This is a genomic window from Steroidobacter cummioxidans (assembly GCF_003104955.1).
The window spans coordinates 45135-70978 of the sequence record NZ_LSRW01000002.1 but is presented as its reverse complement, the minus strand read 5'-3'; the positions used below and the strand labels follow the sequence as shown (position 1 = coordinate 70978).

The window sequence follows — 25844 nt, the reverse complement described above, 5'->3', positions numbered from 1 at the left end:
AGCCCGACCGGATCAGCCGCCGAGCTTGGCCTTCAGTTTGGCGCTGGCGCTGGCCATATCGGTGCGGCCCTGCGCTTTCTGCTTGAGCAACGCCATGGCCTTGCCCATTTCCTTGATGGAAGTGGCGCCGGATTCGGCAATCGCGTCGGCGATCAGGGCGTCGACTTCGGCCTCGCCGAGCTGCTGCGGCATATAGACCTGCAGCACGTCGATTTCCTTCTGTTCCTTGGCAGCCAGGTCGTCGCGACCGCCGCTCTGGAACTGGGCGATCGATTCCTTGCGCATCTTGATCATCTTCTCGACCACCGCCAGCACCTGGGTGTCGTCGAGCTGAATGCGCTCGTCCACTTCGCGCTGCTTGATGGCAGCGGTAATCATGCGAATGGTGCCGAGGCGCTCGCTGTCCTTGGCCTTCATCGCCGTCTTCATGTCTTCGGTGATGCGGTCTTTGAGTGCGGACATGGCGATGAGGGAACTCGAGCGGGGAGGGGGTCGACGGGGACGGGGCTTGGAGGCCCCGTCCCAGAAACAGCTCTATCAGTAAGCGCGGGCGCGGGCGGGGCCGCGGCTGCTGCCGTCGCGGGTGACGCGCTTCATGTGGCGCTTCACGGCGGCGGCCTTCTTGCGTTTACGTTCCTGAGTGGGCTTCTCGTAGAATTCCCGGCGGCGCAGTTCCGTCAGGACCCCGGCCTTTTTTTCGCAGGCGCGCTTGAAGCGCCGCAAGGCGGCATCGAAGTACTCGTTTTCTCGGACGCGAACGCTCGGCATTACTAACCTCGGAATGTTGCAACGGCCGGCCCCGGTTCGTGCGATTCGAGCCGACGACGAGCGCCGAAAGCTGGCGTCGGGGTCGAGGACGAAACAGGACGGGGACGGTTGAGAGCGCGGCAGTCTAATGACGTGCGCGAGGAAAAGCAAAAATTCGCGGGGGAAACGGCGTCCGACTACACGATCCGGCCCGCTTTTGCCGATTGGGGGTTAAGCTTCGCGCCCCAAAAATTGGCTTTTGGCCCTTTTCCTACGCAACCCGTGAAAGTTCTCGGTATCGAAACCTCCTGCGACGAGACCGCCGCCGCCATCTATGACGGTGAGGGCGGCCTGCTGTCCCATGCTTTGTATAGCCAGGTGCAGCTGCACGCTGTTTACGGCGGCGTGGTCCCCGAGCTGGCCTCGCGCGACCATGTGAAGAAGCTGCTGCCGCTGGTCCAGCAGGCGCTGGCGGAGGCAAAAATCCAAGCGGATCAGTTGGATGGCGTCGCTTACACCGCCGGGCCGGGCCTGGTCGGCGCGTTGCTGGTCGGTGCCTCAGTGGCCCGCAGCCTGGCGTTCGCCTGGGGCAAGCCGGCCGTCGGGGTGCATCATTTGGAAGGGCACTTGCTCGCGCCGATGCTCGAAACCGCGGCGCCCGAGTTTCCATTCCTGGCGCTGCTGGTGTCCGGCGGCCATACCCTGCTCGCGGAAGTGCGCGGACTGGGCGAGTACCAGATCATCGGCTCGTCCCTGGACGATGCCGCCGGCGAGGCCTTCGACAAGACGGCCAAGATGCTCGGCTTGCCGTATCCCGGCGGCCCGGCGCTGGCGAAACTGGCGGACAGTGGCAAACCGGGCGGCTTCGATTTTCCGCGCCCCATGCTCGACCGTCCCGGGCTGGATTTCAGCTTCAGCGGTCTGAAGACGGCGGTGGTGGTCGCGATCCGAGGTCGTCAGCTCGATGACCAGATGCGCGCCGACGTTGCTTATGAGTTTCAGCAGGCTGTGGTCGAGACGCTCGTCGCGAAATGCGCGCGCGCTGCGAAACAAACAGGGTTGAGAACGTTGGTCGTCGCCGGTGGCGTGGGCGCGAACCGGTGCTTGCGTGCCGAGTTGCAGGCGTTGGGCGAGAAGCGCGGTTTGCGAGTGCTGTATCCGCGACCGGAGTTCTGTACCGACAACGCGGCAATGATCGCGTACGCTGGCTACCGTCGCCTGGTGGCCGGTGAGCAAGATGATTTGAAAATTCGCGCGACCGCGCGCTGGCCGCTGAATACGCTGCAAGCGCCCGCTGCCGTTTGAGCCATCCCCATAGATAATTGCATCCGAAGTCCATGGACAAGATCTTTCTCTCCCAGCTCAGTGTCGAATGCATCGTCGGCATTTGGGACTGGGAACGGCGCGTCAAGCAGACCGTCATCATCGACGTCGAACTGGCGGCCGACATTCGCAAGGCGGCGGCGACCGATCACATCGACGACACCATCGACTACAAGCGCGTTGCCAAGCGTTTGCTCGCGTTCGTGGGCGAGTCTCAGTACCAGCTGGTCGAGACGCTGACCGAGGCGATCGCAAGGGTGATCGTTACCGAGTTCGGAGTGTCGTGGGTGAAGGTGCGGCTGAACAAGCGTGGCGCGATTCGGGGCGCGCGCGATGTGGGCATCGAGATCGAGCGGCGTGCAGAGGATTACGCAGGCGTGGCGCAGCAGACTCAGTCATGACGCATGTCTACGTCGCGGCTGGAAGCAACGTCGAGCCCGAGCGCTATCTGACGGTGGCGTTGCGCGCGTTGGCGACGGCGTATGGTCCGCTGACATTGTCGCCGGCGTATCGAAACAAAGCGGTGGGGTTCGAAGGCGCGGACTTCATCAATCTCGTCGTCGGCTTCAGCACTGAAGATTCCGTTGCCGCAGTTCGCCAGCAGCTGCAGAAAATCGAAGCCGCCTGCGATCGCCCGCCCGACGCACCGAAGTGGGCGCCGCGCACCATGGATCTCGACATTCTGTTATTCGGCGACCTGGTGTGTCAGCAGCCAGGCTTGGTAATTCCGCGGCCCGATCTGGTGAAGCGGCCTTACATGCTCAAGCCGATGGCCGACATCGCGCCCGACGTGCGGCACCCGACGCTCGATAAAACCATGCGCGAGCTATGGGAGAGTTTTCCGGGCGGCGAGCATGCGATGGTCGAAGTGCCACTAGGTGGCGCGCCTACCAGCCCACACTCCGACCGCCATCGATCGCCAGAATCTGGCCGGTGACGAACGGCGCATCCTTCGCGAAGAACAACGCCGCGCGCACGATGTCGGGCGGCGAGCCGCTGCGCTTGAGCAAAGTCTTGTCGACGATTTCCTGCTTCACCTCGTCGTCCATGCCGCCCTCGGGCCACAGAATCGGCCCTGGTGCGATGCCATTGACCCGCACTTCCGGCCCCAGCTCGCGTGCCAGGGATCGGGTCAGCATCACCAGTCCCGCTTTGGCGCTGGAGTAAACCGGATGCTGCGGCAGCGGGCGCTGAGCATGAATGTCGATCATATTAATGATGAGGCCGCGAGCGTCCTTGAGCGCGGGCGCGGCCGCTTGCGACAGGAACAGCGGCGCACGCAGGTTGGTGCCCATCAGGTCATCCCATTGCCTGGCCGTGACAGTGCCGAGCGGGGTGGGATAAAAGGTCGAGGCGTTGTTGATCAGCACATCGAGCCGGCCGAACGCACGAGTCGTGCGCTCCACGAGGGTAGGCAGCGCTTCGGTATCGAGCAGATCGGCGGCGGCGCAGATGGCCGAGTCGGCGCGGGCGGCATTGAGCTCGTCACGCAGCTGTTCCGCTTCGCCGGCCGAATGGTGAAAATGAATGCAGACGTTGGCGCCCTCGGCGTGGAAGCCGCGGGCCAGTGCCGCACCGATGCGGCGGGCCGCGCCGGTGATCAGCACCGAGCGTCGGGCGAGTGCATTAGAAGTGTCCATGTAGCTATGGTGAACGAACGGATGATTGCTGCAAGTCCGGCTGACTCGTCGGGGCGGATCGCTTGAACGTCTCGCTCCCATTGCCGGCGCTGTCGCCGGAGGAATCTGCGCACAGCGAGCAACTGGTCCAGCGCATTTGCGCCGCGATCGAGGCCGCCGGCGGCTGGATCAGCTTCGAGCGCTTCATGGAAATGGCGCTCTACGAACCGGGTCTCGGTTACTACAGCGCGGGCTCGACCAAGCTGGGCAGCGAAGGTGACTTCGTCACCGCGCCGGAAATCTCTCCATTGTTCAGCCGCTGTCTCGCCAATCAATGCGTTCAGGTGCTCGACACGATCGCTGGCGGTCACATTCTGGAACTGGGTGCGGGTTCCGGCGTGATGGCTGCCGACGTGTTGAGCGAGCTCGACCGACAGCAGAAAACGCCGGAGCGATATCTCATTCTCGAGGTCAGTGCCGATCTGCGCGAACGACAGCGCGCGTTGTTGCAGCGTCGGCTGCCGCATCTGATGGATCGCATCGAATGGCTGGATCGATTGCCGGAGGATTTTCGCGGCGTACTGATCGCGAACGAAGTGCTCGACGCGCTGCCGATTCAGCGTTTCCGGATCCGCGGTTTGCAAGTAAATCAGTTAGGCGTCACCTGGCAGTTCGGCCGCCTCGACTGGTCCGAGGTGCATGCAGACGCGGCGCTCGAGGCGACGGTGCGCGAGATCGAATTCAACCTGGGCGAGCCCTTCGCCGACGGCTACACATCGGAGATCAATCTGCGGTTGCAGCCGTGGATTGCGGGCATCGCCGCTGCAATGAAAGAAGGCGCGGCGTTTTTCATCGACTACGGATTGCCGCGTCGGCAGTACTACGCCGCGAGTCGCAGCGCCGGCACGATGCTTTGTCATTTCAGACATCGCTTCCATGACGATCCGCTGATCAATGTCGGTGTGCAGGATATCGGCGCGTGGGTTGATTTCACTGCGGTGGCTGAAGCCGCAGTGAGTGCGGGCATGAGTGTCGCGGGATATACGACTCAGGCGCACTTTCTCATCGGCGCCGGCATCGAGCAGTTCCTCGCGCCGAAGGACGATGACGAGCTGGCGTCGCGACTGCAGATGGCGCGGCAGGCGATGTTATTGACGCTGCCCGGTGAGATGGGCGAGCGGTTCAAAGTCATCGGGCTCACCAAAGGGGTGGAGCTGCCGCTGCGCGGCTTCAGCGTTCGGGATCTGGCGGCGTCTCTTTGATTTCTTCGCCATCGGCCGCGTACTGACGCTTGAAGTCTTTCAGTGCGCGCACGCGCTTGTCATGCAGCCGTTTGGCAATCTCGAAGCCCTGCAGGCCGGTTCGCTCTTCTTCGCTCAACGTCACGCCGACGGCCACCTCACGCGCGCGGCGTAGATATTCGGGCTGCGGGTAATCGCGCTGCTCGAGTCCCTTGCGGCCGCGAGCATCCGCTTCGCATGCGAGCAGAAACTGTTCGAATCGCGCCGGTCGACGGAACGAGTCGAGACCTTCCAGCAGCTCCAGAATGGTCTTCGGGCGCAGTTCCATGATCTTGTGCATGTGCAGGTGATAGCGAGACACCAGCACACCCAACTCGCGATAGGCATTGGGAATGCGCAGGCGATCGCACAGCTCCTGAACGATGCCGACGCCTCGCTCCTCATGCGCGATGTGTCTCGGCAACTCGTGTGCTGGCGTCGTCGCTTTGCCCAGATCGTGGGTCAGCGCGGCGAAGCGAACCACGGGGTCGGCGCTCAGCTGGGTTGCTTGATCGAGCACCATCATGGTGTGGACGCCGGTGTCGATCTCCGGGTGCCATTGTTCGGGCTGTGGAATACCAAAGAGCGCCTCGATCTCCGGGAAGATCACTCGCAACGCGTTGCCTTCGCGTAGTACTTCGAAGAACTGACCGGGCGCGGGCATTTCGAGCGCGCGCTGCGTTTCCTGCCAGACACGCTCTGGCACCAGCGCGTCGAGTTCGCCGCGAGCAGCGATCTCTCTCACCAGATCCAGCGTTTCAGGCGCCACTCGGAAGCCCAGCGGGGCGAACCGCGCCGCGAATCGTGCGAGACGCAGCACACGTACCGGGTCTTCGATGAACGCTGGGGACACATGCCGAAGCCAACGCTCTTGCAGATCGCGTTGACCGTGGAACGGATCGACGAGCTCGCCGGTCGCCTCGCGCGCGATGGCGTTGATCGTCAGGTCTCGGCGTTCGAGATCCTGCTCCAGCGTCACGTCGGGCGAGAACATGGTGTCGAAGCCGCGATAGCCCGGCCCCGTCTTGCGTTCGGTGCGCGCCAGCGCGTACTCCTCGCCACTCTGCGGATGCAGGAATACCGGGAAGTCCTTGCCCACCGGCTTGAAGCCCTGCGCCAGCAATTCTTCCGGGCGCGCGCCCACCACGACCCAGTCGCGCTCGCGCACGTCCAGGCCCAGCAGCTCATCCCGTACCGCGCCGCCGACTAGATAAATCTTCATACTGTCCAGGGACCCTTCGATGCCGACATTTTGTCTCACTTGACCGGGTGGGACAAAATGGTCCGATCGTGAGCTGATTTCCTCTAGCGATGCCCGGAACGGACCACACTTCGAGCTGCATCTGGCGCCTCGGCAGGATCGCGATCCTGCTGACGGCGTCGCTGTCGGCTGGCGGTTGCTATTTGCTGCAGGCGGCTGGCGGTCAGATGGAGCTCACCTCCAAGCGCCAGCCCATCGCCAAGTTGCTGACCGACGAGCGCACGCCTGAGGAGTTGCGCGCCCGCCTCGAATATGTGGCTGCCGCTCGGACCTTCGCCTCACAGGAGCTGGGGCTGCCGGACAACGAAAGCTATCGCAGCTATGCGGATGTCGGACGCCCTTATGTCGTGTGGAATGTGTTCGCGACCGACGAGTTCTCGGTGCAGCCGAAGCGCTGGTGTTTTCCGATCGCCGGGTGCGTTGTGTATCGCGGTTATTTCAACGAGGACAGCGCGAAGACCTATGCACGTCGCCTGCGCTTGAGCGGCAGCGACACGGCGGTGGGCGGTGTCGCCGCATATTCGACGCTCGGTCACTTCAAGGATCCGGTGCTGAACACGATGCTCGGCTGGAGCGACGTGCAGCTCGCGTCCACGCTGTTCCATGAATTGGCGCATCAAGTCGTGTACGTGCCCGGCGATTCGGAGTTCAACGAAGCGTTTGCCACGGTGGTCGAGGAGGCGGGCCTGCAACGTTGGCTCGCAGCACGCGGACGATTGCAAGATCTGGATGCGTGGAATGAGCAACGTGAGCGCAACGCGCAGTTCGTCAAGCTGCTGTTACAGACTCGCGACCGTCTCGATGTGCTGTATCACTCGGATCTGCCCGACGATGAGAAACGCGAGCGCAAACAATATGAATTTGGTGTGCTGAAGCTCCAATACTCACAGCTCAAAGCGGATCAGTGGCAGGGCTATCGCGGCTACGACGCCTGGTTCAGCCGCACGCTGAACAACGCTCATCTGGTGTCTGCTGCGACCTACTACGGTTGCGTTCCAGGATTGCGTCGACTGCTGCAGTCGGTGAACGGCGATCTGCCGGCGTTCTACGAAAAAGCGCGGGAATTGGCGAAAGAAACCAAAGAAGCGCGGGCAGCTGCGGTGTGCTCGGAGAGCGTTGAATGATTGCTTTTTTCCGGTCGCAGCGGTGCTGACTGTCGATTCTGTTTACGCCTCGCCGACTGCTAGTTATTCGCGACGTCCGCAAATGTCGAAGGGCTGGTCCGAAATCTGCATCTATATTTAAAACGGCGAAAGTCGCGTATCTTCGCGCCGTTTACGGCGAGGGGACGAGGCATGCGGTTATGGGTGCGGGCAATGGTGGCCCTGATTTGCACCGGCTTGGTGAGCGGCGCGGTTGCGCAGGCAAATATTGCAAAGTCCGCGCCGTCCCCGTATCCGGAGACTGCGAAGGATTGGCCGGGCGAAGGCGTGATTCGCGTCTTCGGGTGGATGAAGCAGAACCGCGAGAGCTTCTGGAAACAGCGCGAGCGTAAGCAGGGCGCCTGGGTGTTGGCGGGTGACTCGTTGCTGGGCAACTGGAAGACGTCCGAGCGCGATCTTGCACCAACAGCGACCGCGAATCGGGCCATCGGCGGCGACGTGAGCCGCGGGCTGTTGTTTCGTTTTCAGGAAGATGTGCTGGAGCTGAATCCCAGCGGCATCGTCGTGCTCATTGGCGGCAACGATCTGAGCGCGTTACAGAAGACCGATCAGACCGCGCGCAACATCGAGCGCATGTTGCAGGCCATACGCGCGCAGAAGGCGGATTTGCCGGTCATTCTGTGCACTTTGCCGCCGAGAAACAGCGACAAGGCGCCGATCAAGCCCTCGGAGCTGACCAATCTGAACGCCAGCATTCGTGAACTGGCAAAGAAATATGACAACGTGGAGTTGCTGGATCTGTTTCCGTTGTTTGCAACTCCGGACGGGCAGCCGCAGCTGAATCTGCTGGCGGCGGATCGTTTGCATATCGGACCTGGGGGCTACGAAGTGCTGGGCCGCGTGCTCAAGCAGAAAATCGCAGCAACGGAAGGTGGTCGCTAATGGATGGTTCTCCAGCGGTTCAGGCCGACGCCGCGAAGAAACGCGATTCGCGAGGCACGAGTGCGTCCGCGACGGCGTTTCTGGACCTGCTGCGCTTCACTGCGGCCAACCTGGTGATGCTGTCGCATATCCTCGTGGTCTTCTTCGATAACCAGATGACCTACAAAGGCCGCGGCGTGGCCGTCATCATCCTGTTCGTGCTGTCGGGGTTCCTGATTACGCGCTCATTGATGTATCGAGCGAAGAAGCCTGGCGAGCACATGCCGGCGTTCCTGGCGGATCGCGTCGCGCGCATCATGACTCCGTTCGTTCCGGTGCTGCTGATGATTGCGTTGCTGAACGCGACCGTCATTCACACCAACTGGAGTCTCGATGGCTTGAGCACGGGGTTCTTCGCGCTGCTGGGTAATTTGTTTCTGCTGTTCGACTACCCGTTGTTCCAGTTGCTGGACATTGCGCACATCGACGTGTGGTGGCGCATCCGGCCCTACAACACCGCGGAGCCGTTCTGGACCGTCGCGATCGAGTTCTGGATCTATATCGCGATGAGCTTGCTGTTCTTCTGCGCCATCAAACGTGAGCGGATTCGCACGGGTTGGATGGTGCTGCTGGCGCTGATCAGTGTGCCGGTCATTCTCTGGAATGCAGCGGATGGTGCGGGTAAGGCGTTGACCCTCACCTGGCTGGTGGGCGGCATGGCCGGCTTTCTGGTCGTGTTCATGGGGGCCGACAGCGCCGCCGCTCGCTCCAAGCTGCTCGCGTGGATCATCGTTGCCTGTGGTGTCGCGTCGCTCGGTGCGCGCATCTTCAAGCTGGGATTCGATCCCTACGATCTGCAGACGAATTTCCTGATGACGATCATCTTCTTCGGTATCTTCCTGCGGCTCAATCAGGCAACGACCGCCTGGAAGATTCCCACGGCACTGGCGAAGTTCGGCGCTTCCTATAGTTACAGCTTGTATCTGGTGCATAACACCGTACTGGTCATCGTGTTCGAAAACACTCAAAGCTGGCCCAAGCCGTATGCCATCGCGTTTGGCGTCGTGCTGGCACACCTCGTGGCGCTGCTGGTGTATCACTCGTTCGAGAAGCATCACCGCGCGGTCGGTACCTATCTGCGACCAATCTTCGCTCGCGCGCTGCTGCGGTCGAGTGCTCAGGCGCCTCAGTCGCAAGCCGTTTCGCCGGCGGCTGCGCCCGTGGCCGCCGCCGCTGGTTTGGCCATGGCGCCTGTAGCCGTCGAAGCGAAACCCGAGCTGCCGGTCGTCGACGCTCCGGCCCTCGAGAGTCGCGCCTGAATCAGACGTTGCGGCTCATCGGAGCCGCAACGCATTGCTGATGACGGAGACTGACGAGAGGCTCATCGCGAGAGCGGCGAGCATGGGGTTCATCAGCCAGCCGATGAACGGATAGAGCACCCCGGCGGCGATGGGAATGCCGAGCGCGTTGTAGCCGAACGCGAAGAACAGGTTCTGGCGGATGTTGCTTACGGTCGCGCGGCTCAGATGGCGGGCGCGCACGATGCCAGTCAGGTCGCCTTTCACCAATGTGACTTGGGCGCTTTCCATTGCGATGTCGGTGCCCGTGCCCATGGCGATGCCGACGTCGGCCTTGGCCAGGGCGGGAGCATCGTTGATGCCGTCGCCGGCCATGGCGACGCGTCTGCCTTCGGATTGCAGCTTCGCGATCACATTCGCTTTGTCCTGAGGCTGCACTTCGGCGATCACTTCGTCGATGGCGAGATGCTTGGCGACCGCGCGGGCGGTGGTTTCGTTGTCGCCCGTGAGCATGACCAGGCGCAGGCCATCTTGCTTCAGTGCCTGCAGCGCGGCCGGCGTTGTTTCTTTGATGGCGTCGCCGACGGCGATGGCGCCGGCGAGTTGGCCGTCGACGCTGAGGAACACGACCGTCTTTCCTTCGCTGCGCAATTCCGCAATCTGCTCGGCGAGAGCGTCTATCGATGCGCCCACGGTGCCCATGAGCGCCTTATTCCCCAACGCAAGCGCGTGGCCGTCGGCCTCGCCGCGAACGCCTTGGCCCGTGACTGACTGGAAGCCAGTGACAGCTGCAAGTTGGACGTTGCGGTGTTCTGCGCCCACGACAATGGCACGAGCCAGTGGATGTTCGCTCGGGCGATCGAGCCCCGCGGCCCAGCCAAGGACTTGCGATTCGGAATAGCCGTTCAATGCGATGACTCGATCGAGAGTCGGGCGACCGACGGTGATCGTGCCGGTCTTGTCCAGCACAAGCGTGTCGACGTTGCGCAGGTTCTCGATGGCCTGCGCGTCTCGAAACAACACGCCTTGCTGCGCGCCGCGACCGCTGGCGACCATGATGGAGATCGGCGTTGCGAGTCCGAGCGCGCAGGGGCAGGCGATGATCAAGACCGCAACTGCGTTCACCAGGGCGTATGCGAGCTTCGGCTCGGGGCCGACGAACCACCACACGACGAATGTGGCAATCGCGATCACGATCACGGCCGGCACGAACCAGGCTGCGACTTGATCCGCCAGTCGTTGCAGCGGCGCGCGCGAGCGCTGCGCTTGGGCGACCATGGTCACGATCTGAGAGAGCAGGCTTTCAGCGCCGACGCGCTGAGCTTCGACGATCAAGCTGCCCGTTTGGTTGATGGTCGCGCCGGTCACGGAGTCGCCGGCGGATTTGTCTACCGGCATGGGCTCGCCGGTCAACATGGATTCGTCGACGCTGGAGTTGCCTTCGACGACCACACCGTCGACGGGAATTTTCTCACCGGGGCGGACGCGGAGTTTGTCGCCGGCGTGAACATGGCCCAGCGGCACGTCGTGCTCCGTGCCATCCGCCTCGATGCGGCGTGCGGTCTTCGGTGCGAGGCCTAGGAGCTGGCGAATCGCCGCACTCGTGCGTCCGCGTGCGCGCAGTTCGAGCCATTCGCCGAGCAGCACGAGCGTTACGATCGAGCTGGCGACTTCGTAGTACACGCCGACCATGCCGTGTCCGTCGCGGAGCTCGGCAGGGAAGATGTGAGGCAGGAAGGTCGCGACCAGGCTGTAACCAAAAGCGATACAAACGCCAAGACCGATCAGCGTGTACATGTTTGGCGCGCGATGTACGACGCCCATCCAACCGCGCTTGTAATAGTCGGCCGCGGCCCAGAGAACGACGGGCACGCTGAGGAGCATCTCGATCGTGCGCAGCAGGCGAGCGGTCGAATGTGAGAGCGCCAGGTCGAGCATGTGCGGTGCCATCGCGAGGATGACGACCGGAACGCTCAGCGCGAGCGCGATCCAGAACTTGCGCCGGACACTGCGCAGCTCACTGTCGTCGACGTCTTCGCTTGGCAGTTCAGGCTCGAGGGCCATGCCGCACTTAGGGCAACTGCCCGGGCCGACCTGCCGATTTTCAGGATGCATGGGGCAGGTGTAGATCGTGCCTGCAGGCATTGGCGAATCGTTCGCCGGGCGCGATTGATGGTGCTCGTGCCTTTCATGCGAGCAGCACGAGCCAGCTGCGGCACGCGGCGTCTCGCTTTTGTTTGCTGAAGCAGGCTCGTGAACATGCTTGCTGGCGGTCGAGCAGCACGACTTCCCGGTTGAGTCCTTACTCTGCTGCTCTGAATGGTGATGCTGATGCTTCGACATGATTCACTCCGCCGGCGGCAGACCCGCGAGGTCTGCAAGGATGGGGCATTCCGGTCTCGCATCGCCGTGACAATGCTCGGCCAGTTCGGCCAACGCCGCGCGCATGGATTGCAGCTCGGCAATTTTGTGATCGAGGTCTGTAATGTGTTTGATCGCAAGCCGCTTTACTTGCTCGCTCGCGCGACGCTGATTGCGCCACAAGCCGAGCAGCATCCCGATCTCTTCAATCGAGAATCCAAGGCCGCGTGCGCGGCGGATGAAGCGCAACGTGTGGATGTCCGCTGTCGAGTACACGCGGTAGTCGCCGGCCGTACGGGCGGCCTTGGGAATCAGTTCCAATGATTCGTAATGACGGATCATTTTCGGAGTGATCCCCGACAGCTCGGCGGCCTTGCCGATGCTGTAGTAACCCCGATCTTTGGCTTCCGACAATTCCGCTCGCGCTTTGACTGCAGGCATGACCGTACTCGCATTCCACCGGCCTGCATGATGAACCTTGCCACGGTGGCAAGGTCAAGCCGGCCGCGAGGGCACCAGCTTCAGTGGCGCGCAATAAAAAAGCCCCGCTGCCATCGGCAGCGGGGCTCATTCAAAACATCCGATCGATTTTTATTGGATCGTGAAGACCAGCGTCGAGTTGCCGCGACGAATGGTCAACGCGAACGCCGTCGCCCCATTCACCGCCTGGCGCAGCTGTTCGACGGAGCTGATGCGCACGCGGCCGATCGCAAGGATCACATCGTTCGCACGCAGACCCGCCTGCTGAGCCGGGCTGCCGTCGACGACGTTTTCCACGAGCACGCCGGCATTGTTGGCTGCGTTGGTCAGCGCGGCGCCTTGGAGCGCCGGATGAATCTGCGCGCTGCCCTCGGCGTCGGCACCATCGCGCTCACCGATCACGGCGCTCACACGGCGCGGCTTGCCTTCGCGAACCAAACCAAGCTCGACCTTCTCGCCGATGCGCAGCAGGCCGATGGTGTTACGCAGCTCGCCGGCGTTGGCGACGTTGCGGCCATTGATCGACGTGATCACATCGCCCGCCTTGATGCCCGCCTTATCGGCCGGTGAGCCTTCGATGACCTGCGACACCAGCGCGCCGCGTGCATTCTCGAGGCCAAGGTTTTCAGCGATGCCGGGAGTGAAGTTGTTGGAGAGCTGCACGCCGAGCATGCCGCGCTTCACTTCGCCGTATTGAATGAGCTGCGCCATCACCGCCTTCACCATGTTGGAAGGAATGGCGAAGCCGATGCCGATGTTGCCGCCGCTGCCGGAGAAGATGGCGGTGTTGACGCCGACCAGCTGACCTTTGAGGTCCACCAGCGCGCCGCCGGAATTGCCGGGATTGATGGGCGCGTCGGTCTGGATGAAATCCTGATACGACTCGGGATTGTTATCCGAGCGGCCCAGCGCGCTGATGATGCCGGAGGTGACGGTGTGGCTGAGCGCGAACGGATTGCCGATCGCGAGCACGAAGTCGCCGACTTCCGCCTTGGAGGAGTCCGCGAGCGGCATTTCCGTCAGATTCTTGGTCGGTACTTTCAACACCGCGACATCCGACGCTTTGTCGCGACCGACGATCTCGGCCTTGACCTGCCGGTCATCCAGCAGCGTCACGGTGATCTCATTGGCGTTCTCGATCACGTGCGCGTTGGTGATGATGTAGCCATTCTTGGCATCGACGATGACGCCCGAGCCGGCACTCTGGAATTGCCGCTCGCGCGGCCCCACATCTGGAGCATCGAAGAAGCGGCGGAAGAACGGATCTTCCAGCAACGGATTGCGCGGCCGCTGTTCCCGCACGGTGCCGCGCGTGGCGATGTTCACCACCGCGGGAGAAGCCTTCTTGACGATGGGCGCCAGCGACGGCATCGGCGTATCGCCGACTTTCTCCGGCAGCTGGGCGGCGACAGCCACGTTGAAGAGCAGAGCCGTCGCGGCCAGCGCGTAAACCTGTCTCATGAAGCGATCCTAAATTGGAGCATGGAAGCGGCCCGCGGCCGCGACTTGCCAAGACAATGTTGATGGTTATGGGTTCGATGTCAGAGCGGATTCTATGAGCAATCCGCACCGATTGGCATTTCGTCCCCGGTCTGTCGGTGGATGAACGCCGCAGATCGATGCAGCGTTGCAGCATTGGCTGCCTGTGTACAGCCCGGTGGGGAGCCTGTGGATAACTTGTGGGCTTACAGTTGATTCCAGGTGGACACAAGATGTTGTGGTTTGCCGCATTTACGGAGATACTGGCGCCCTCTTTTCGGCAGCGCCGAAATCCTCCCGCAAAAGCCCACAAGTCCTTGAACTATAGGGGCTTTCCGAGCCTATTTTTCGAAGGAGGGTTTCTTGACGGCTCCATACAGCAGGTCTAGGCTTGTGCCCCTGACACAATATGTAGTGTCTCGCTTACGGAAAGAAAAACACGACCGGCGAGATCGCTGCGCAGGTCAGATGGACCGCCAGGCAAGGCTTTGAAGGGAGCCTTCCTTGGAGGGAGTTTTGGGACGTCAGTTGGGGACGATTGGCTCCCACTCGCAATCCGGAGTTCTTTGCCGGCATGAAGACCGCAATCAAACTTGAGCCCATGGATGTCAACAGCATTCCGTTCCAGGAAGCCTCGCTGGATATCTGGGACAAAAAATACCGCCTCTCCGCGAAAGACGGCACGCCCGTCGATCGCTCCATGGACGACACCTATAAACGGGTCGCCCGTGCGCTCGCCGATGTCGAAAAAGAAGACGTGCGCGACACCTGGTACGAGCAGTTTCTGTGGGCCCTGCGCAAGGGCGCGATTCCGGCGGGCCGCGTCACCTCGAACGCCGGCGCGTTGGAGCACAAGCCGGCCACTTCCACCATCAACTGCACCGTGTCGGGCACCATTCTGGATTCGATGGATGACATTCTCGCGAAAGTCCACGAAGCAGGGCTGACGCTGAAGGCCGGCTGCGGCATCGGCTACGAATTCTCGACCATGCGCCCCAAGGGTGCGTATGTCTCCGGCGCCGGCGCGTACACGTCGGGCCCGCTGTCGTTCATGGATATCTACGACAAGATGTGCTTCACCGTCTCTTCGGCCGGCGGCCGTCGCGGCGCGCAGATGGGCACATTCGATATCGGCCATCCGGACGCAATGGATTTCATCCGCGCCAAGCGCGAAGCCGGGCGGCTGCGTCAGTTCAACCTGTCGCTGCTGATCACCGACGATTTCGTCGAGGCGGTGAAGAAAGATCAGGATTGGCAGCTGGCCTTCCCGGTGAGCCAGCGCGAGCTGGAAGGCGGCGAGGATCTGCAGGATCCCACCCAGTACCTGTGGCGCGAGTGGCCGACCAAAGAGGGCTATGTGGTCAACGAGACCGGCCTGGTCTGCTGCAAGATCTATAAGACGCTGCCGGCCAAGCGCATGTGGGACGTCATCATGTCGTCCACCTACGACTTCGCCGAGCCGGGCTTCGTGCTGATCGACAAAGTCAATGAGATGAACAACAACTGGTGGTGCGAAAACATTCGCGCGACCAATCCTTGCGGCGAGCAGCCGCTGCCGCCGTATGGCTCGTGCCTGCTCGGCTCGATCAATCTCACGCGCTTCGTGCTCGATCCGTTCACCGAAGACGCGCGCTTCGATTGGGAAGAGTTCCGCAAGTGCGTGAAGGTGTTCACGCGCATGCTGGACAACGTCGTCGAGATCAACGGCCTGCCGCTCGGTCAGCAGCGCGACGAGATCATGCGCAAGCGCCGCCATGGCATGGGCTTCCTGGGCCTGGGCTCGGCGATCACCATGCAATGCATGAAGTACGGCTCGAAGAAGTCGGTCGCTTTCACACAGAACGTGTCGCGCGAAATGGCGCTCGCGGGCTGGGAAGCAGGCCTGGAGCTGGCGCGTGAGAAGGGTCCGGCCCCGATCATGCTCGAAGAGTTCGAAGTGACGCCCGAGATGCTTCGCAAGCGTCCGGAGATGGCGAAGGACGGCTGGCGCGTGGGCCAGAAGGTGCATGGCCGTACGTTGCACGCCAAGTACAGCCGTTACATGCAGCGCGTGGCCGAGGCCGCGCCGGAGCTGGTCGATGAGCTGGCCGAAGTCGGTGCGCGCTTCACGCACCACAGCTCGATCGCGCCGACCGGCACGATTTCGCTGTCGCTGGCCAACAATGCGTCCAACGGCATCGAGCCGTCGTTCGCGCATCACTACTTCCGCAACGTGATCCGCGAAGGCAAGAAGAGCAAGGAGAAGATCGACGTGTTCTCCTTCGAGCTGCTGGCGTATCGCGAGCTGATCAATCCGCGTGCGATGCCGAACTCGAACAACGCGGCCGAGAAGCTGCCCGACTACTTCACGACGGCGGACAACATCACGCCGAAGGAACATGTCGACATCCAGGCGGCCTCGCAGCTGTGGATCGACTCCTCGATCTCCAAGACGGCCAACGTGCCGACGGATTATCCGTACGAGGATTTCAAGAACATTTATCTGTATGCCTACGAGCAGGGCCTGAAGGGCTGCACCACGTTCCGGTTCAATCCGGAAGCGTTCCAGGGCGTGCTGGTCAAGGAAGAGGACCTGAAGAACACCACTTACGTGTTCACGCTGGAAGACGGCAGCGAAGTGAAGGTGCGCGGCGATGAAGAGATCGAGTACGACGGCGAGAAACACACCGCCGCGAATCTCTTCGACGCTCTCAAGGAAGGCTACTACGGCAAGTTTTAACAAGTCGCGGACGGTGCCAGGGTTGAAGTATCGGGCCGCCGTCCCACTTGCAGCAGGTTAAAACCATGAGCTCCAAGATCGACAAGAAAATCATCAAGTACCGGGTCGAGAAGCCCGAGGACCGGGCGGCAGCCGAAAAGGCCGCTGCCGAAGCCGCGCAGGTCAAGGAACGCAAGGAAGAATCGAACGTCGTCTGGATGCACGAGAAAGTCGAGCGTCCCGATGTGCTGATCGGCTCGACCTACAAGATCAAGACGCCGGTGTCGGATCACGCCATGTACGTGACCATCAACGACATCATCCTGAACGAAGGCACCCGCCACGAGCAGCGCCGGCCGTTCGAGATCTTCATCAACTCCAAGAACCTGGATCATTTCCAGTGGATCGTGGCGTTGACGCGCATTCTCTCGGCCGTGTTCCGCAAGGGCGGCGACGTGACGTTCCTGGTCGAAGAGATGAAAGCCGTGTTCGATCCGCGCGGCGGCTACTGGCAGAGCGGTGGCAAGTTCATGCCATCCATCATCGCCGAGCTCGGCTATGTGGTCGAAAAGCATTTGCAGACCATCGGCCTGCTGAAGAAGCCGGAGATGGAAGAGGAGCGCAAGAAGCTCATCGAGGAAAAGAAGGCCGAGTACGAGGCGCGCAACAAGCAGGTTGACGCGTTTGCGAAGAGCCATTTCCCGGAGGGCGCGCAGCTGTGTTCCAAGTGCAGCACCACCGCGGTGGTATTGATGGACGGCTGCATGACTTGCTTGAACTGCGGCGATTCGAAGTGCGGATGAGCGCTCGCCGCTTGAGCTGATTCGTACGGCGCGAAGGGGACTAACCCGGCCGATATTCGCACCCCGCGTAACAGCGGGGTGTTTTTATTGGGACATCTGCAGAGTCGATCGGACCGACGGCCCATGCTGCTGACTATTTCGACAACCGCCCATCCGGCGACCGACCTGGGTTATCTCCTCCACAAGAACCCAGCTCGCGTCCACCGCTTCGAGCAGAGCTTCGGCCACGCGATAGTTTTCTATCCCGAGGCGACGGCTGAGCGGTGCACCGTCTGCCTCCTTGTCGATGTCGATCCCGTGGGATTGGTGCGGAGACGTTCTGGACCCGCCGGTGACGCCGGACAACTGGGCCAGTACGTGAGCGATCGCCCGTACGTCGCCTCATCGTTCATCAGCGTTGCTCTTGCGGATGTATTCGGCACAGCAATGACTGGCCGATCGAAGGATCGTCCCGAGCTCGCGGCCAGCGTCATCCCGCTCGAAGTGAAGCTCCCGGTCCTCCCCAGTCGCGGTGGTGAGGCGTTGATCCGCGAGCTCTTCGAGCCGCTCGGCTACATCGTCGCCACGGAGCGTTGGTCGCTTGATGAGAGGTTTCCGAACTGGGGCGAGAGCCGCTATTTCTCAGTAACCCTGAGTGGCACGCTACGCTTGCAGGAGCTGCTCAATCACCTTTACGTCCTCATCCCCGTGCTCGACGACGAGAAGCACTACTGGGTCGGCGACGATGAAGTCGAGAAGCTGCTCCGCCGCGGAGCCGACTGGCTGCCCAACCACCCAGCGAAAGAGCAAATCGCCCGGCGCTACCTCAAGTACCGCAAGAGCCTTGCGCGTGCGGCGATGGAGCGGCTGACCCCGCTCGAAGCCGATACGGACGATGTGCCGGTCGCCGGGAAGCCAACGGGCCGTGAAGATGTGTTGGAAGCGTCGCTGAGTCTCAACCAGCAACGCATCAACACTGTCGTAGCTGCAGTAGTCGAGGCCGGCGCGAAGTCCGTGGTGGACCTTGGCTGCGGCGAGGGCAAGTTGCTGCGCGAGCTGTTGCGCCAGCGCCAGCTCGACCGGATCGTCGGCGTCGACGTTTCGCTGCGAGCACTCGAGTTTGCTGAGGAGCGTCTCGAACTCGCCCGCCTTGGGCCCGCGATTCGGGACAAGATCAAACTTTTGCACGGCTCGCTCATGTACCGGGACCGTCGCCTGCAGGGCTTCGATGCGGCAACCATCATCGAGGTCGTGGAGCACCTGGATGCGCCCAGGCTGCTGGCATTCGAACGCGTTGTGTTCGGCAGCGCCAAGCCGGCAACAGTGATCCTCACGACACCGAATGTTGAGTACAACGCCAGGTTTCCGAGTCTTCCTGCAGGGCAATTCCGTCATCCCGATCATCGCTTCGAGTGGACTCGCGCGGAATTCGAAACATGGGCTGGCGAGGTCGCGACTCGCAACGGCTACGAGGTCCGCTTCGCGCCCGTAGGTCCCGTCGATCCTGAGCTGGGCCCCCCGACGCAGATGGCGATTTTCCGGGTGCGCTGACAGTGGAAATAAAGATCCCAGAACTCGCGCTGGTCGTGTTGGTCGGCGTGTCCGGCGCCGGCAAGTCCAGTTTTGCCCGCAAGCATTTCAAGCCGACGGAAATCCTTTCGTCGGACTACTGCCGCGGCCTCGTGTCGGACGATGAAAATGATCAGGCCGCGACCAAAGACGCGTTTGAGGTTCTGCAGTTCATCGCGAGTAAGCGGCTGAGTGCAGGCAAGCTCACAGTCGTGGACGCGACCAACGTCCAGCCTGAGGCGCGCAAACCACTCATTGCTCTGGCTCGCCAGTATCACTGCCTACCCGTGGTGCTCGTGCTCGACATGCCGGAGCGGCTGTGTCGCGACCGCAATGCCGGCCGTGCTGATCGTGCGTTCGGCGAACACGTTATCCGCAATCAGGCGAGCCAGCTGCGCAAATCGATTCGCGGCCTCGAACGTGAAGGCTTCCGGCACGTCCACGTGTTCCGTTCGCCCGAGGAGCTCGATGGCTTGACGATCCGGCGAGAGCCGCTATGGAACAACAAGAAGACTGAGACAGGTCCCTTCGACATCATCGGGGACATTCACGGCTGCTTGAGCGAGACGCTCGAATTGCTTGGCGTGCTCGGCTATCAGGTGACCACGCAAGACGGTCGGTACTCGATCTCACACCCGCAAGGTCGAAAGGTTGTGTTTGTCGGCGATCTCGTGGACCGCGGACCAGATTCACCCGGTGTAGTGCGACTCGCGAGCGACGCGGTCAAGTCCGGCGCGGCGTTCTGTGTCGCGGGCAATCACGACGTGAAGCTTGCTCGGGCTCTGCGGGGGCGTGACGTGAAGATCAGTCATGGCCTTGCGGAGTCCCTGGAGCAACTCAAGAGTGAGCCAGAAGAGTTCCGCAGGTTTGCGGCGGAGTTCCTCGATGGGCTCGTGAGTCATTACGTCTTCGACGGCGGCAAGCTGGTTGTGGCTCACGCCGGTCTGCGTGAAGAGATGCACGGGCGCGGCTCCGGTGCCGTTCGCCAGTTCGCGATGTACGGCGAAACCACCGGTGAGACGGACGAGTATGGCTTGCCCGTGCGCTACAACTGGGCGGCGGACTACCGCGGTCGCGCGATGGTTGTGTACGGCCACACACCGGTACCCGAGGCGGCATGGCTCAACAACACCATCTGCCTCGACACCGGCTGTGTCTTCGGCGGCAAACTCACAGCCTTGCGGTATCCGGAGCGAGAGCTCGTCTCGGTCCCGGCCAAGAAGATGTATTACGAGCCAATTCGACCGCTGCAGCCCGTGGTGCCCGCAACGCTCACTGCTCAGCAAGCGCAGGACGATCTGCTCGATCTCGAGGACGTCTTTGGCAAGCGCATCATTGATACGAGGCTCTACCGCAACATCACTGTCCGCGAGGAAAACGCGGCGGCAGCGCTCGAGGTCATGAGTCGCTTTGCGGCGAATCCGAAATGGCTGATCTATCTGCCGCCGACAATGTCACCGAGCGAGACCACCACGCGAGCGGGTCTTCTCGAGCACCCCGAGCAGGCGCTTGAGTACTACGCCAAGAACGGCGTCCGATCTGTCGTCTGCGAAGAAAAGCACATGGGTTCGCGAGCCGTCATGGTGATCTGCCGGGACGAGGCGGCTGCGCGGTCTCGCTTCGGTGTGACCGGCGAGGGCCGCGGAATCATTTACACGCGCACGGGGCGTCGATTCTTCACGACCGGCAACATGGAATCCGAGCTCCTGGATCGCGTCGGTCGCGCACTCGATGCGGCACAGTTCTGGGATCGCTTTGAGACGTCGTGGTTTTGCCTCGATTGCGAGGTGATGCCTTGGTCGGTGAAAGCCGAGGATCTCTTGCGCGTCCAATACGCGCCAACCGGGACGGCCGCACGTGCGGCCGTGGGCGCCGCCAACGAGCTGTTGAAGCAAGCGGCCGAGCGCAAACTCGACGTCGACGGCCTCGCAAATTCCTTCATGGAGCGCGGCGAGCTCGTGCAGCGGTACGTCAACGCGTATCGCCAGTACTGCTGGCCAGTGAAGACCGTCGCCGACATCCGAGTGGCGCCTTTTCATCTGCTCGCCAGCGAGGGGAAGACCTATTTCGACCAGACTCATGCCTGGCACATGGAGACCTTGGCCGAACTTGCCGGTCATGATCCGCAGGGGCTCGTTGCCACGCCGGTGCGCGTGGTCGATCTCGCCGATGCGGAGGCGGTCCAGAACTTATTTGCATGGTGGGAAACGCTTACCGGCTCCGGCGGCGAGGGCATTGTGGTCAAGCCGTTGGATTTCGTTGCCCCCGGCAAGCGTGGTCTTCTGCAGCCGGCGATCAAATCACGCGGCCCCGAATACCTGCGCATCATTTACGGGCCCGAGTACTCGCGCCCCGAATTACTGGAGCGCCTGCGTGACCGCGGCTTGTCCACGAAGCGGAGCATGGCACTGCGCGAGTTCGCGCTTGGCGTGGAGGGGCTCGAGCGCTTCGTCCAGTGCGAGCCGCTACGCCGCGTACATGAGTGCGTCTTCGGCGTGCTCGCGATGGAAAGCGAGCCCGTCGATCCTCGGCTATAGGCTGCGAACCGAGATGCCGTCGCTGACGCCGGCGCCATGACTGCCGGCGTTTTCTTTTTCGCCCGAGCTCGCGTACCTTCACGCCCATGCCGCTGAAGTTACTGACCCTGAATATCGAGCACGATCGGCACCTCGATCGAGTGGCGCAGACGATTGGCACGCACCTGCCTGACGTAGTCTGTTTACAGGAAGTATTCGAAAAGGACTGCGCGAAACTCGCGGCAGTCGGCAGCTATCAGGTGAAGTACGCCATCAGCACGCTCATGCCCGAGGGAGAGGCGGGCAATACCAGCCCACGCAGCTGGGGAGTGGCCGTCCTGACCAGGGTCCCGGTGCTCAACCAAACCGTCATCTACTACGCCGACGACCCGCGTATCCGCATCTTCAATGAGCCGAATGACCCGCGACGCATGCTGGTCATGACGGAGTTGCAGCATGACGGGCGGCTCTATCGATTCGGTACCACCCATTTCACCTGGTCGATGGCCGGTGCAACTACGGACGAGCAACTCGCGGACTTCGCGAGGCTCAAGCAGGCATTGCGGTCGTACTCGGACTATTTGCTGTGTGGGGACTTTAACGCGCCCCGCGGCGGGGAGCTCTTTTCAAAGTTCACTGACGAGCTGGGTCTCGTCGACCACCTGCCGGCTGACGTCACCACGACCATCGATCCCAAGTTCCACTATGCCGGCGCACTGGAGCTGGCGGTCGATACCATCTTCTCAACGCCCGAGTATGCGGTGACCGAAGTACAGGTACTCGAGGGGATCAGCGACCATAAAGGAATATTGGCGCAGGTCGCTCGGCGTGGGCCGTGAGACGACAATCACCTCAATAGTTGAGGCGATTCGACCGGCCAATCGCCTCATTTCACCCGGTGATTGCTTGCAAGCACAACCATGAAGACCCTGATTCTGGTGCTCGATCTCGCCGGCACCTTCGTGTTTGCGCTCGCTGGCGCGACGGCGGGGGCGCGGCGGCAGTTGGATATCTTCGGCATCCTCGTGCTGGCGTTCGCGGCGGCGTGCTCTGGTGGCATCGCGCGTGATGTTTTGATGGGTGCCACACCGCCGGCGGCAATCACTGATTGGCGGTATCTTGCTACGTCGGTGGTGGCCGGCATCATCGCATTCCGATGGCACGCGGCCATCGAGCGCATGGCGAATCCAGTTCGCATGTTCGACGCTGCGGGTCTGGCTCTGTTCGCGGTGACAGGCGCTCAGAAAGCGCTGGCGTTCGAGCTCAATCCAGTGATGGCGGCGTTGTTCGGCATGCTGACCGGCATCGGTGGTGGCGTCGTTCGCGATCTTCTGCTGGCGCAGATTCCGTTGGTTTTGCGTGCCGAGCTATACGCGGTGGCGGCGCTCGGCGGTGCGACGGTCGTGGTGTTGGGCGATCAGCTCGGGGTGCCGCCGTTACCGACCGCCCTGGGCGGAGCCGCGTTTTGTTTTGTAGTGCGCGTGCTGGCGATCAAGCGTGGCTGGCAGTTGCCGAAGGCGTTTCAGCAGCCGCCGCAGAAGTGAGCGCGTCACTCGACCCGGCGCTTGATCAGTTCCTCACCCGAGGACTGCAGCCTGGCTGCGGTCCGGCTCTTGTGTTTCAGCGCCAGGAAAACGAATAACGCATCGATCAACGCCAGCTGGGTCACGCGCGAGGCGAGCGGCGCCTGGAAATATTTGATCTCGCTGGGCGTCGCATACAGACAGTAATCGCTATGAGTCGTGATCGGCGACTTCATGGCATTGGTCAGGCCGATGGTGGTGGCACCCTTGGCTTTGGCGACCTCCAGGCATTCCACGGTTTCGCGAGTCGTGCCCGACAACGAAATGCCGATGGCAACATCGCCTTTCTGCAGCTGGGTGGCGGCGATGAGCTGAATGTGCGAGTCGAAGTGGGCCGACGCCTGCAGTCCGAGCAGCAGGAATTTGCAGTACGCGGTGTGAGCCACCGGATAGGACAGGCCGATGGAGAACAGCTCCACGCGCCGGCTCCTGTCGATCACTTGCGCGATCTTTTCGAACTGCGCGGTCGGATTGATCTGCAGCGTCTCGGTCAGGCTCTGGGCATGCACCTGAAACACTTTCTCCAGGGTCGAGCCGCTTTCCGGCGCCTGTCCGGCCGGCAAGCCCGACTGCGCCAGGTCCCGGGCCAGTGCGATCTTGAATTCGGTAAAGCCCGTTACACCGACGCGACGACAGAACGCCACGATGGCGCCGACACTGGCGCCACAGTCGTCTTTCAACTGTGCGATCGACGAGGTGATGACCCGTTCCGGATCGGCGAGCACACAGTCTGCAATCAACCGGTCTGTCGGATTGAGGGACGCGAGGCTGCCTTTGATATAGGTCAGCAATGGCCGCCGGCCGTCGCCAAGCGTGTCAGTCGCTGCCTTTGATAATGAGTTCTTGCGTCGCACACGACCATTCTATGGGCAGCCTTGACAGGGCACCAGCGGCCGCGTAGTTTTGAATCAAATTCAGTCCTACGACATTATTTGTGAACATAGTTCAGTCGTAGCTCAGGGCTAGTTCACCAGTTCCAGAGCCTTCGTCAACGCGGGTTTTCCCATGTCGCTCGAATCGATTCCTCGCCTGATGCAACACGCACGTCACCACGACTATGCGCTCGGCTATTTCGAAAGCTGGAGTCTGGAGTCCGTGCAGGGGGTGATCGATGCGGCCGAGGCAACCCGTTCGCCCGTCATCATCGGTTTCAATGGCGAATGGCTGGCGGAACGGCAGAACGCCTCGGCTCAGGAACTGCGTTTATATGCCGCGCTGGGCCGGGCGGCAGCCACCGAGGCCAATGTGCCGGTCGGCTTCATCTTCAATGAATGTCCGAACGATGCCTGGGTGGAGCAGGCGATCGGGGCAGGCTTCAACCTGGTCATGCCCGCCGATCCGCATGCGCCGCTGGAGGACTACACCCGTCGGGTGAAGCGGCTTACCGCGCTGGCCCACAGCCGTCAGGTCGCGGTGGAAGCGGATTTCGAAGCCGATGAGCTCGACAGCGTTGCGTACGCCGAAGGTGCCGCGAAGTTCGTGGCAGACACCGGCGTCGATCTGCTTGCCATCAGTGTGGGCAACGAAGAAATCAAACTGGAAGGGCGCTCGCCGTTGGACCTGAGCCGTCTCGAAGCGGTGGGCCGGCGGCTCGATGTGCCTCTGGTGCTACACGGCGGCACCGGCATCGAGGACGACTCGATCAAGGCCGCCATCCATCTGGGTGTCAGAAAGATCAACTACGGCACCTATATGAAGCAGAAGTATCTTCGAGTGATCCGCGAGGCGTTGGCCACCGCCGAGCCGAATCCGCATGCACTGCTCGGCGATGGCAGCCATACCGATCTGATGGTCATCGGACGTCATGTCGTGAAGGACGCGGTGCTCGAGCGAATCGAGCTTCTCGGGTGCTGCGGTAGGGCTTGAGCTATGCCGGATGTGGGCTGTGCAGGGCTGCTGGTCGAAGACACATTCTGTGGTCCGCTCGCGGCGTTGCCGCCGGAAGGCGCGTTGCTGGCACTGGATGACATGCCGGTGCGGGCGGGCGGATGTGCGGCCAATGTGGCCATCGATCTTGCCAAGCAGGGCATCGCCGTCGATCTCGCGGGCTGCGTGGGGCGCGACGGATCCGGCGACGCCTTGCTGAAAACCTTCGCCAGGCACGACATCGGTTGCTCGCGAGTGGTACGTGCCGAGCAGCAGCCAACCAGCCGCACCCTCATTCTGTTGATCGAAGGGCAGGATCGTCGTTATCTGCATGTGATTGGCGCCAACAGTGCGTTCACCATCGATCAGATCTCCTATCAATGGTTGACGTCGCTGAAGGTGTTTTATCTCGGCGGCTTGTTCGCTCTGCCGGGCATCGATTTCTCGAAACTCGCGGCGCTGTTGGCGTTCTGCCGCGAAGCCCAAATCAAAACCGTCGTCGATGTGGTCGTCCCGCACGGTCAGGCGGGGCTGGCGCAGTTGAAGCCGTTGCTGCCGCTCATCGATGTGTTTCTGCCGAACGATGACGAGGCCCGCGCTTTTACCGGGCTCGCGGATCCGTTCGATCAATTGCGCGCGCTGACCGATGCGGGTGCAAACACCGTGATTGTCACTCGAGGTGGTGGCGGATCCGTGGCGGCACGCGATGGAAAGTTGTGGACCTGCGGCGCCTACAGCATGGATGTGATCGACCCGTCCGGCTCGGGTGATGCCTTCACATCGGGCGTCATCCGCAGCCTGCTGCAAGGCTGGGATCTGCCGCAAACCCTTCGTTATGCGAGCGCCGTCGGCGCGTCGGCCACCAGGGCGGCGGGCACGACTGACTCCGTTTTCACTGCCGCTGAAGCAGAAGCATTTGTATTCGAACACCCGCTGACTGTTACCGAGGGTCGCTGAC

At 62.0% G+C, this 25844-nt stretch carries 23 protein-coding genes; 15 read left to right on the top strand and 8 right to left on the bottom strand.

From position 1 onward, the window contains the following. Nucleotides 1-12: 12 nt before the first annotated feature. Complete coding sequence (locus D0550_RS00875; protein ID WP_116807208.1) at nucleotides 13-462, bottom strand: GatB/YqeY domain-containing protein; 450 nt, start codon at nucleotides 460-462, stop codon at nucleotides 13-15. Between the two features lie 75 nt (nucleotides 463-537). Then, nucleotides 538-768 carry a 30S ribosomal protein S21 gene (gene rpsU / locus D0550_RS00870; protein ID WP_116807207.1) on the bottom strand — a complete coding sequence of 77 codons (231 nt, stop codon included), beginning with the start codon at nucleotides 766-768 and terminating at the stop codon, nucleotides 538-540. Between the two features lie 261 nt (nucleotides 769-1029). Here rpsU and tsaD point away from each other — a divergent pair, with 261 nt between their 5' ends. The 3 genes from tsaD to folK are packed head-to-tail and all read left to right on the top strand — an operon-like array spanning nucleotide 1030 to nucleotide 3007. Beyond that, nucleotides 1030-2052 carry a tRNA (adenosine(37)-N6)-threonylcarbamoyltransferase complex transferase subunit TsaD gene (gene tsaD, locus D0550_RS00865; RefSeq protein ID WP_116807206.1) on the top strand — a complete coding sequence of 341 codons (1023 nt, stop codon included), beginning with the start codon at nucleotides 1030-1032 and terminating at the stop codon, nucleotides 2050-2052. Between the two features lie 32 nt (nucleotides 2053-2084). Then, nucleotides 2085-2471, top strand: a complete 387-nt coding sequence (folB, locus tag D0550_RS00860) for a dihydroneopterin aldolase (RefSeq protein WP_116807205.1) — start codon at nucleotides 2085-2087, stop codon at nucleotides 2469-2471. Then, complete coding sequence (folK, locus tag D0550_RS00855; protein ID WP_116807204.1) at nucleotides 2468-3007, top strand: 2-amino-4-hydroxy-6-hydroxymethyldihydropteridine diphosphokinase; 540 nt, start codon at nucleotides 2468-2470, stop codon at nucleotides 3005-3007. Before folB ends, folK begins: the two co-directional genes overlap by 4 nt. Here the strand turns inward: folK and D0550_RS00850 are convergent. Further along, on the bottom strand, nucleotides 2958-3710 hold the full coding sequence (locus D0550_RS00850) for a pteridine reductase (RefSeq protein ID WP_116807203.1): 753 nt from the start codon (nucleotides 3708-3710) through the stop codon (nucleotides 2958-2960). The two genes, folK and D0550_RS00850, sit on opposite strands and share 50 nt — an antisense overlap. A 62-nt stretch (nucleotides 3711-3772) precedes the next feature. Here D0550_RS00850 and D0550_RS00845 point away from each other — a divergent pair, with 62 nt between their 5' ends. Then, complete coding sequence (locus D0550_RS00845; RefSeq protein ID WP_206606012.1) at nucleotides 3773-4951, top strand: class I SAM-dependent methyltransferase; 1179 nt, start codon at nucleotides 3773-3775, stop codon at nucleotides 4949-4951. On the opposite strand, the gene D0550_RS00840 is transcribed toward D0550_RS00845, so the two are convergent. Then, a complete protein-coding gene (locus tag D0550_RS00840) occupies nucleotides 4920-6191 on the bottom strand; it encodes a multifunctional CCA addition/repair protein (protein WP_116807202.1) in 1272 nt (423 codons plus the stop codon). The two genes, D0550_RS00845 and D0550_RS00840, sit on opposite strands and share 32 nt — an antisense overlap. An 89-nt stretch (nucleotides 6192-6280) precedes the next feature. Here D0550_RS00840 and D0550_RS00835 point away from each other — a divergent pair, with 89 nt between their 5' ends. The 3 genes from D0550_RS00835 to D0550_RS00825 all read left to right on the top strand — a co-directional run bounded on the left by D0550_RS00835 (nucleotide 6281) and on the right by D0550_RS00825 (nucleotide 9573). Then, complete coding sequence (locus D0550_RS00835; RefSeq protein WP_116807201.1) at nucleotides 6281-7354, top strand: aminopeptidase; 1074 nt, start codon at nucleotides 6281-6283, stop codon at nucleotides 7352-7354. A 192-nt stretch (nucleotides 7355-7546) separates the two neighbouring features. Continuing rightward, entirely contained in the window at nucleotides 7547-8275 is a 729-nt protein-coding gene (locus D0550_RS00830) for a GDSL-type esterase/lipase family protein (protein ID WP_161965570.1), read from the top strand. Next, on the top strand, nucleotides 8275-9573 hold the full coding sequence (locus D0550_RS00825) for an acyltransferase family protein (protein ID WP_116807199.1): 1299 nt from the start codon (nucleotides 8275-8277) through the stop codon (nucleotides 9571-9573). Before D0550_RS00830 ends, D0550_RS00825 begins: the two co-directional genes overlap by 1 nt. 15 nt (nucleotides 9574-9588) lie before the next feature. Here the strand turns inward: D0550_RS00825 and D0550_RS00820 are convergent, their stop codons facing one another. The 3 genes from D0550_RS00820 to D0550_RS00810 form a co-directional block, all read right to left on the bottom strand. Beyond that, a complete protein-coding gene (locus D0550_RS00820) occupies nucleotides 9589-11895 on the bottom strand; it encodes a copper-transporting P-type ATPase (RefSeq protein WP_116807198.1) in 2307 nt (768 codons plus the stop codon). Nucleotides 11896-11898: 3 nt separating this feature from the next. Further along, on the bottom strand, nucleotides 11899-12354 hold the full coding sequence (gene cueR, locus D0550_RS00815) for a Cu(I)-responsive transcriptional regulator (RefSeq protein WP_116807197.1): 456 nt from the start codon (nucleotides 12352-12354) through the stop codon (nucleotides 11899-11901). A 150-nt stretch (nucleotides 12355-12504) separates the two neighbouring features. Further along, complete coding sequence (locus D0550_RS00810; protein WP_116807196.1) at nucleotides 12505-13854, bottom strand: Do family serine endopeptidase; 1350 nt, start codon at nucleotides 13852-13854, stop codon at nucleotides 12505-12507. Between the two features lie 592 nt (nucleotides 13855-14446). Here D0550_RS00810 and D0550_RS00805 point away from each other — a divergent pair. The 6 genes from D0550_RS00805 to D0550_RS00780 all read left to right on the top strand — a co-directional run bounded on the left by D0550_RS00805 (nucleotide 14447) and on the right by D0550_RS00780 (nucleotide 22981). Continuing rightward, on the top strand, nucleotides 14447-16591 hold the full coding sequence (locus D0550_RS00805; RefSeq protein WP_241520680.1) for an adenosylcobalamin-dependent ribonucleoside-diphosphate reductase: 2145 nt from the start codon (nucleotides 14447-14449) through the stop codon (nucleotides 16589-16591). 65 nt (nucleotides 16592-16656) lie between these two features. Then, a complete protein-coding gene (locus tag D0550_RS00800; protein WP_116807195.1) occupies nucleotides 16657-17373 on the top strand; it encodes a TSCPD domain-containing protein in 717 nt (238 codons plus the stop codon). 123 nt (nucleotides 17374-17496) lie between these two features. Then, entirely contained in the window at nucleotides 17497-18903 is a 1407-nt protein-coding gene (locus D0550_RS00795) for a 3' terminal RNA ribose 2'-O-methyltransferase Hen1 (RefSeq protein WP_116807194.1), read from the top strand. A gap of 2 nt (nucleotides 18904-18905) precedes the next feature. After that, complete coding sequence (locus D0550_RS00790) at nucleotides 18906-21458, top strand: polynucleotide kinase-phosphatase (protein WP_116807193.1); 2553 nt, start codon at nucleotides 18906-18908, stop codon at nucleotides 21456-21458. Nucleotides 21459-21544: 86 nt separating this feature from the next. Further along, nucleotides 21545-22276 carry an endonuclease/exonuclease/phosphatase family protein gene (locus D0550_RS00785; protein WP_116807192.1) on the top strand — a complete coding sequence of 244 codons (732 nt, stop codon included), beginning with the start codon at nucleotides 21545-21547 and terminating at the stop codon, nucleotides 22274-22276. A gap of 81 nt (nucleotides 22277-22357) precedes the next feature. After that, on the top strand, nucleotides 22358-22981 hold the full coding sequence (locus tag D0550_RS00780) for a trimeric intracellular cation channel family protein (protein WP_116807191.1): 624 nt from the start codon (nucleotides 22358-22360) through the stop codon (nucleotides 22979-22981). A gap of 5 nt (nucleotides 22982-22986) precedes the next feature. Here D0550_RS00780 and D0550_RS00775 read toward each other — a convergent pair whose 3' ends face one another. Then, nucleotides 22987-23874 carry a MurR/RpiR family transcriptional regulator gene (locus D0550_RS00775; RefSeq protein ID WP_116807190.1) on the bottom strand — a complete coding sequence of 296 codons (888 nt, stop codon included), beginning with the start codon at nucleotides 23872-23874 and terminating at the stop codon, nucleotides 22987-22989. A gap of 151 nt (nucleotides 23875-24025) precedes the next feature. Between D0550_RS00775 and D0550_RS00770 the strand changes: the two genes are divergently transcribed. Both D0550_RS00770 and D0550_RS00765 read left to right on the top strand, forming a co-directional pair. After that, the gene (locus D0550_RS00770) at nucleotides 24026-24886 is read left to right on the top strand and encodes a class II fructose-bisphosphate aldolase (RefSeq protein ID WP_116807189.1); all 861 of its coding nucleotides are present in this window, start codon (nucleotides 24026-24028) and stop codon (nucleotides 24884-24886) included. A 3-nt stretch (nucleotides 24887-24889) separates the two neighbouring features. Then, nucleotides 24890-25843 carry a carbohydrate kinase family protein gene (locus D0550_RS00765; protein ID WP_116807188.1) on the top strand — a complete coding sequence of 318 codons (954 nt, stop codon included), beginning with the start codon at nucleotides 24890-24892 and terminating at the stop codon, nucleotides 25841-25843. Nucleotide 25844 lies beyond the last annotated feature (1 nt).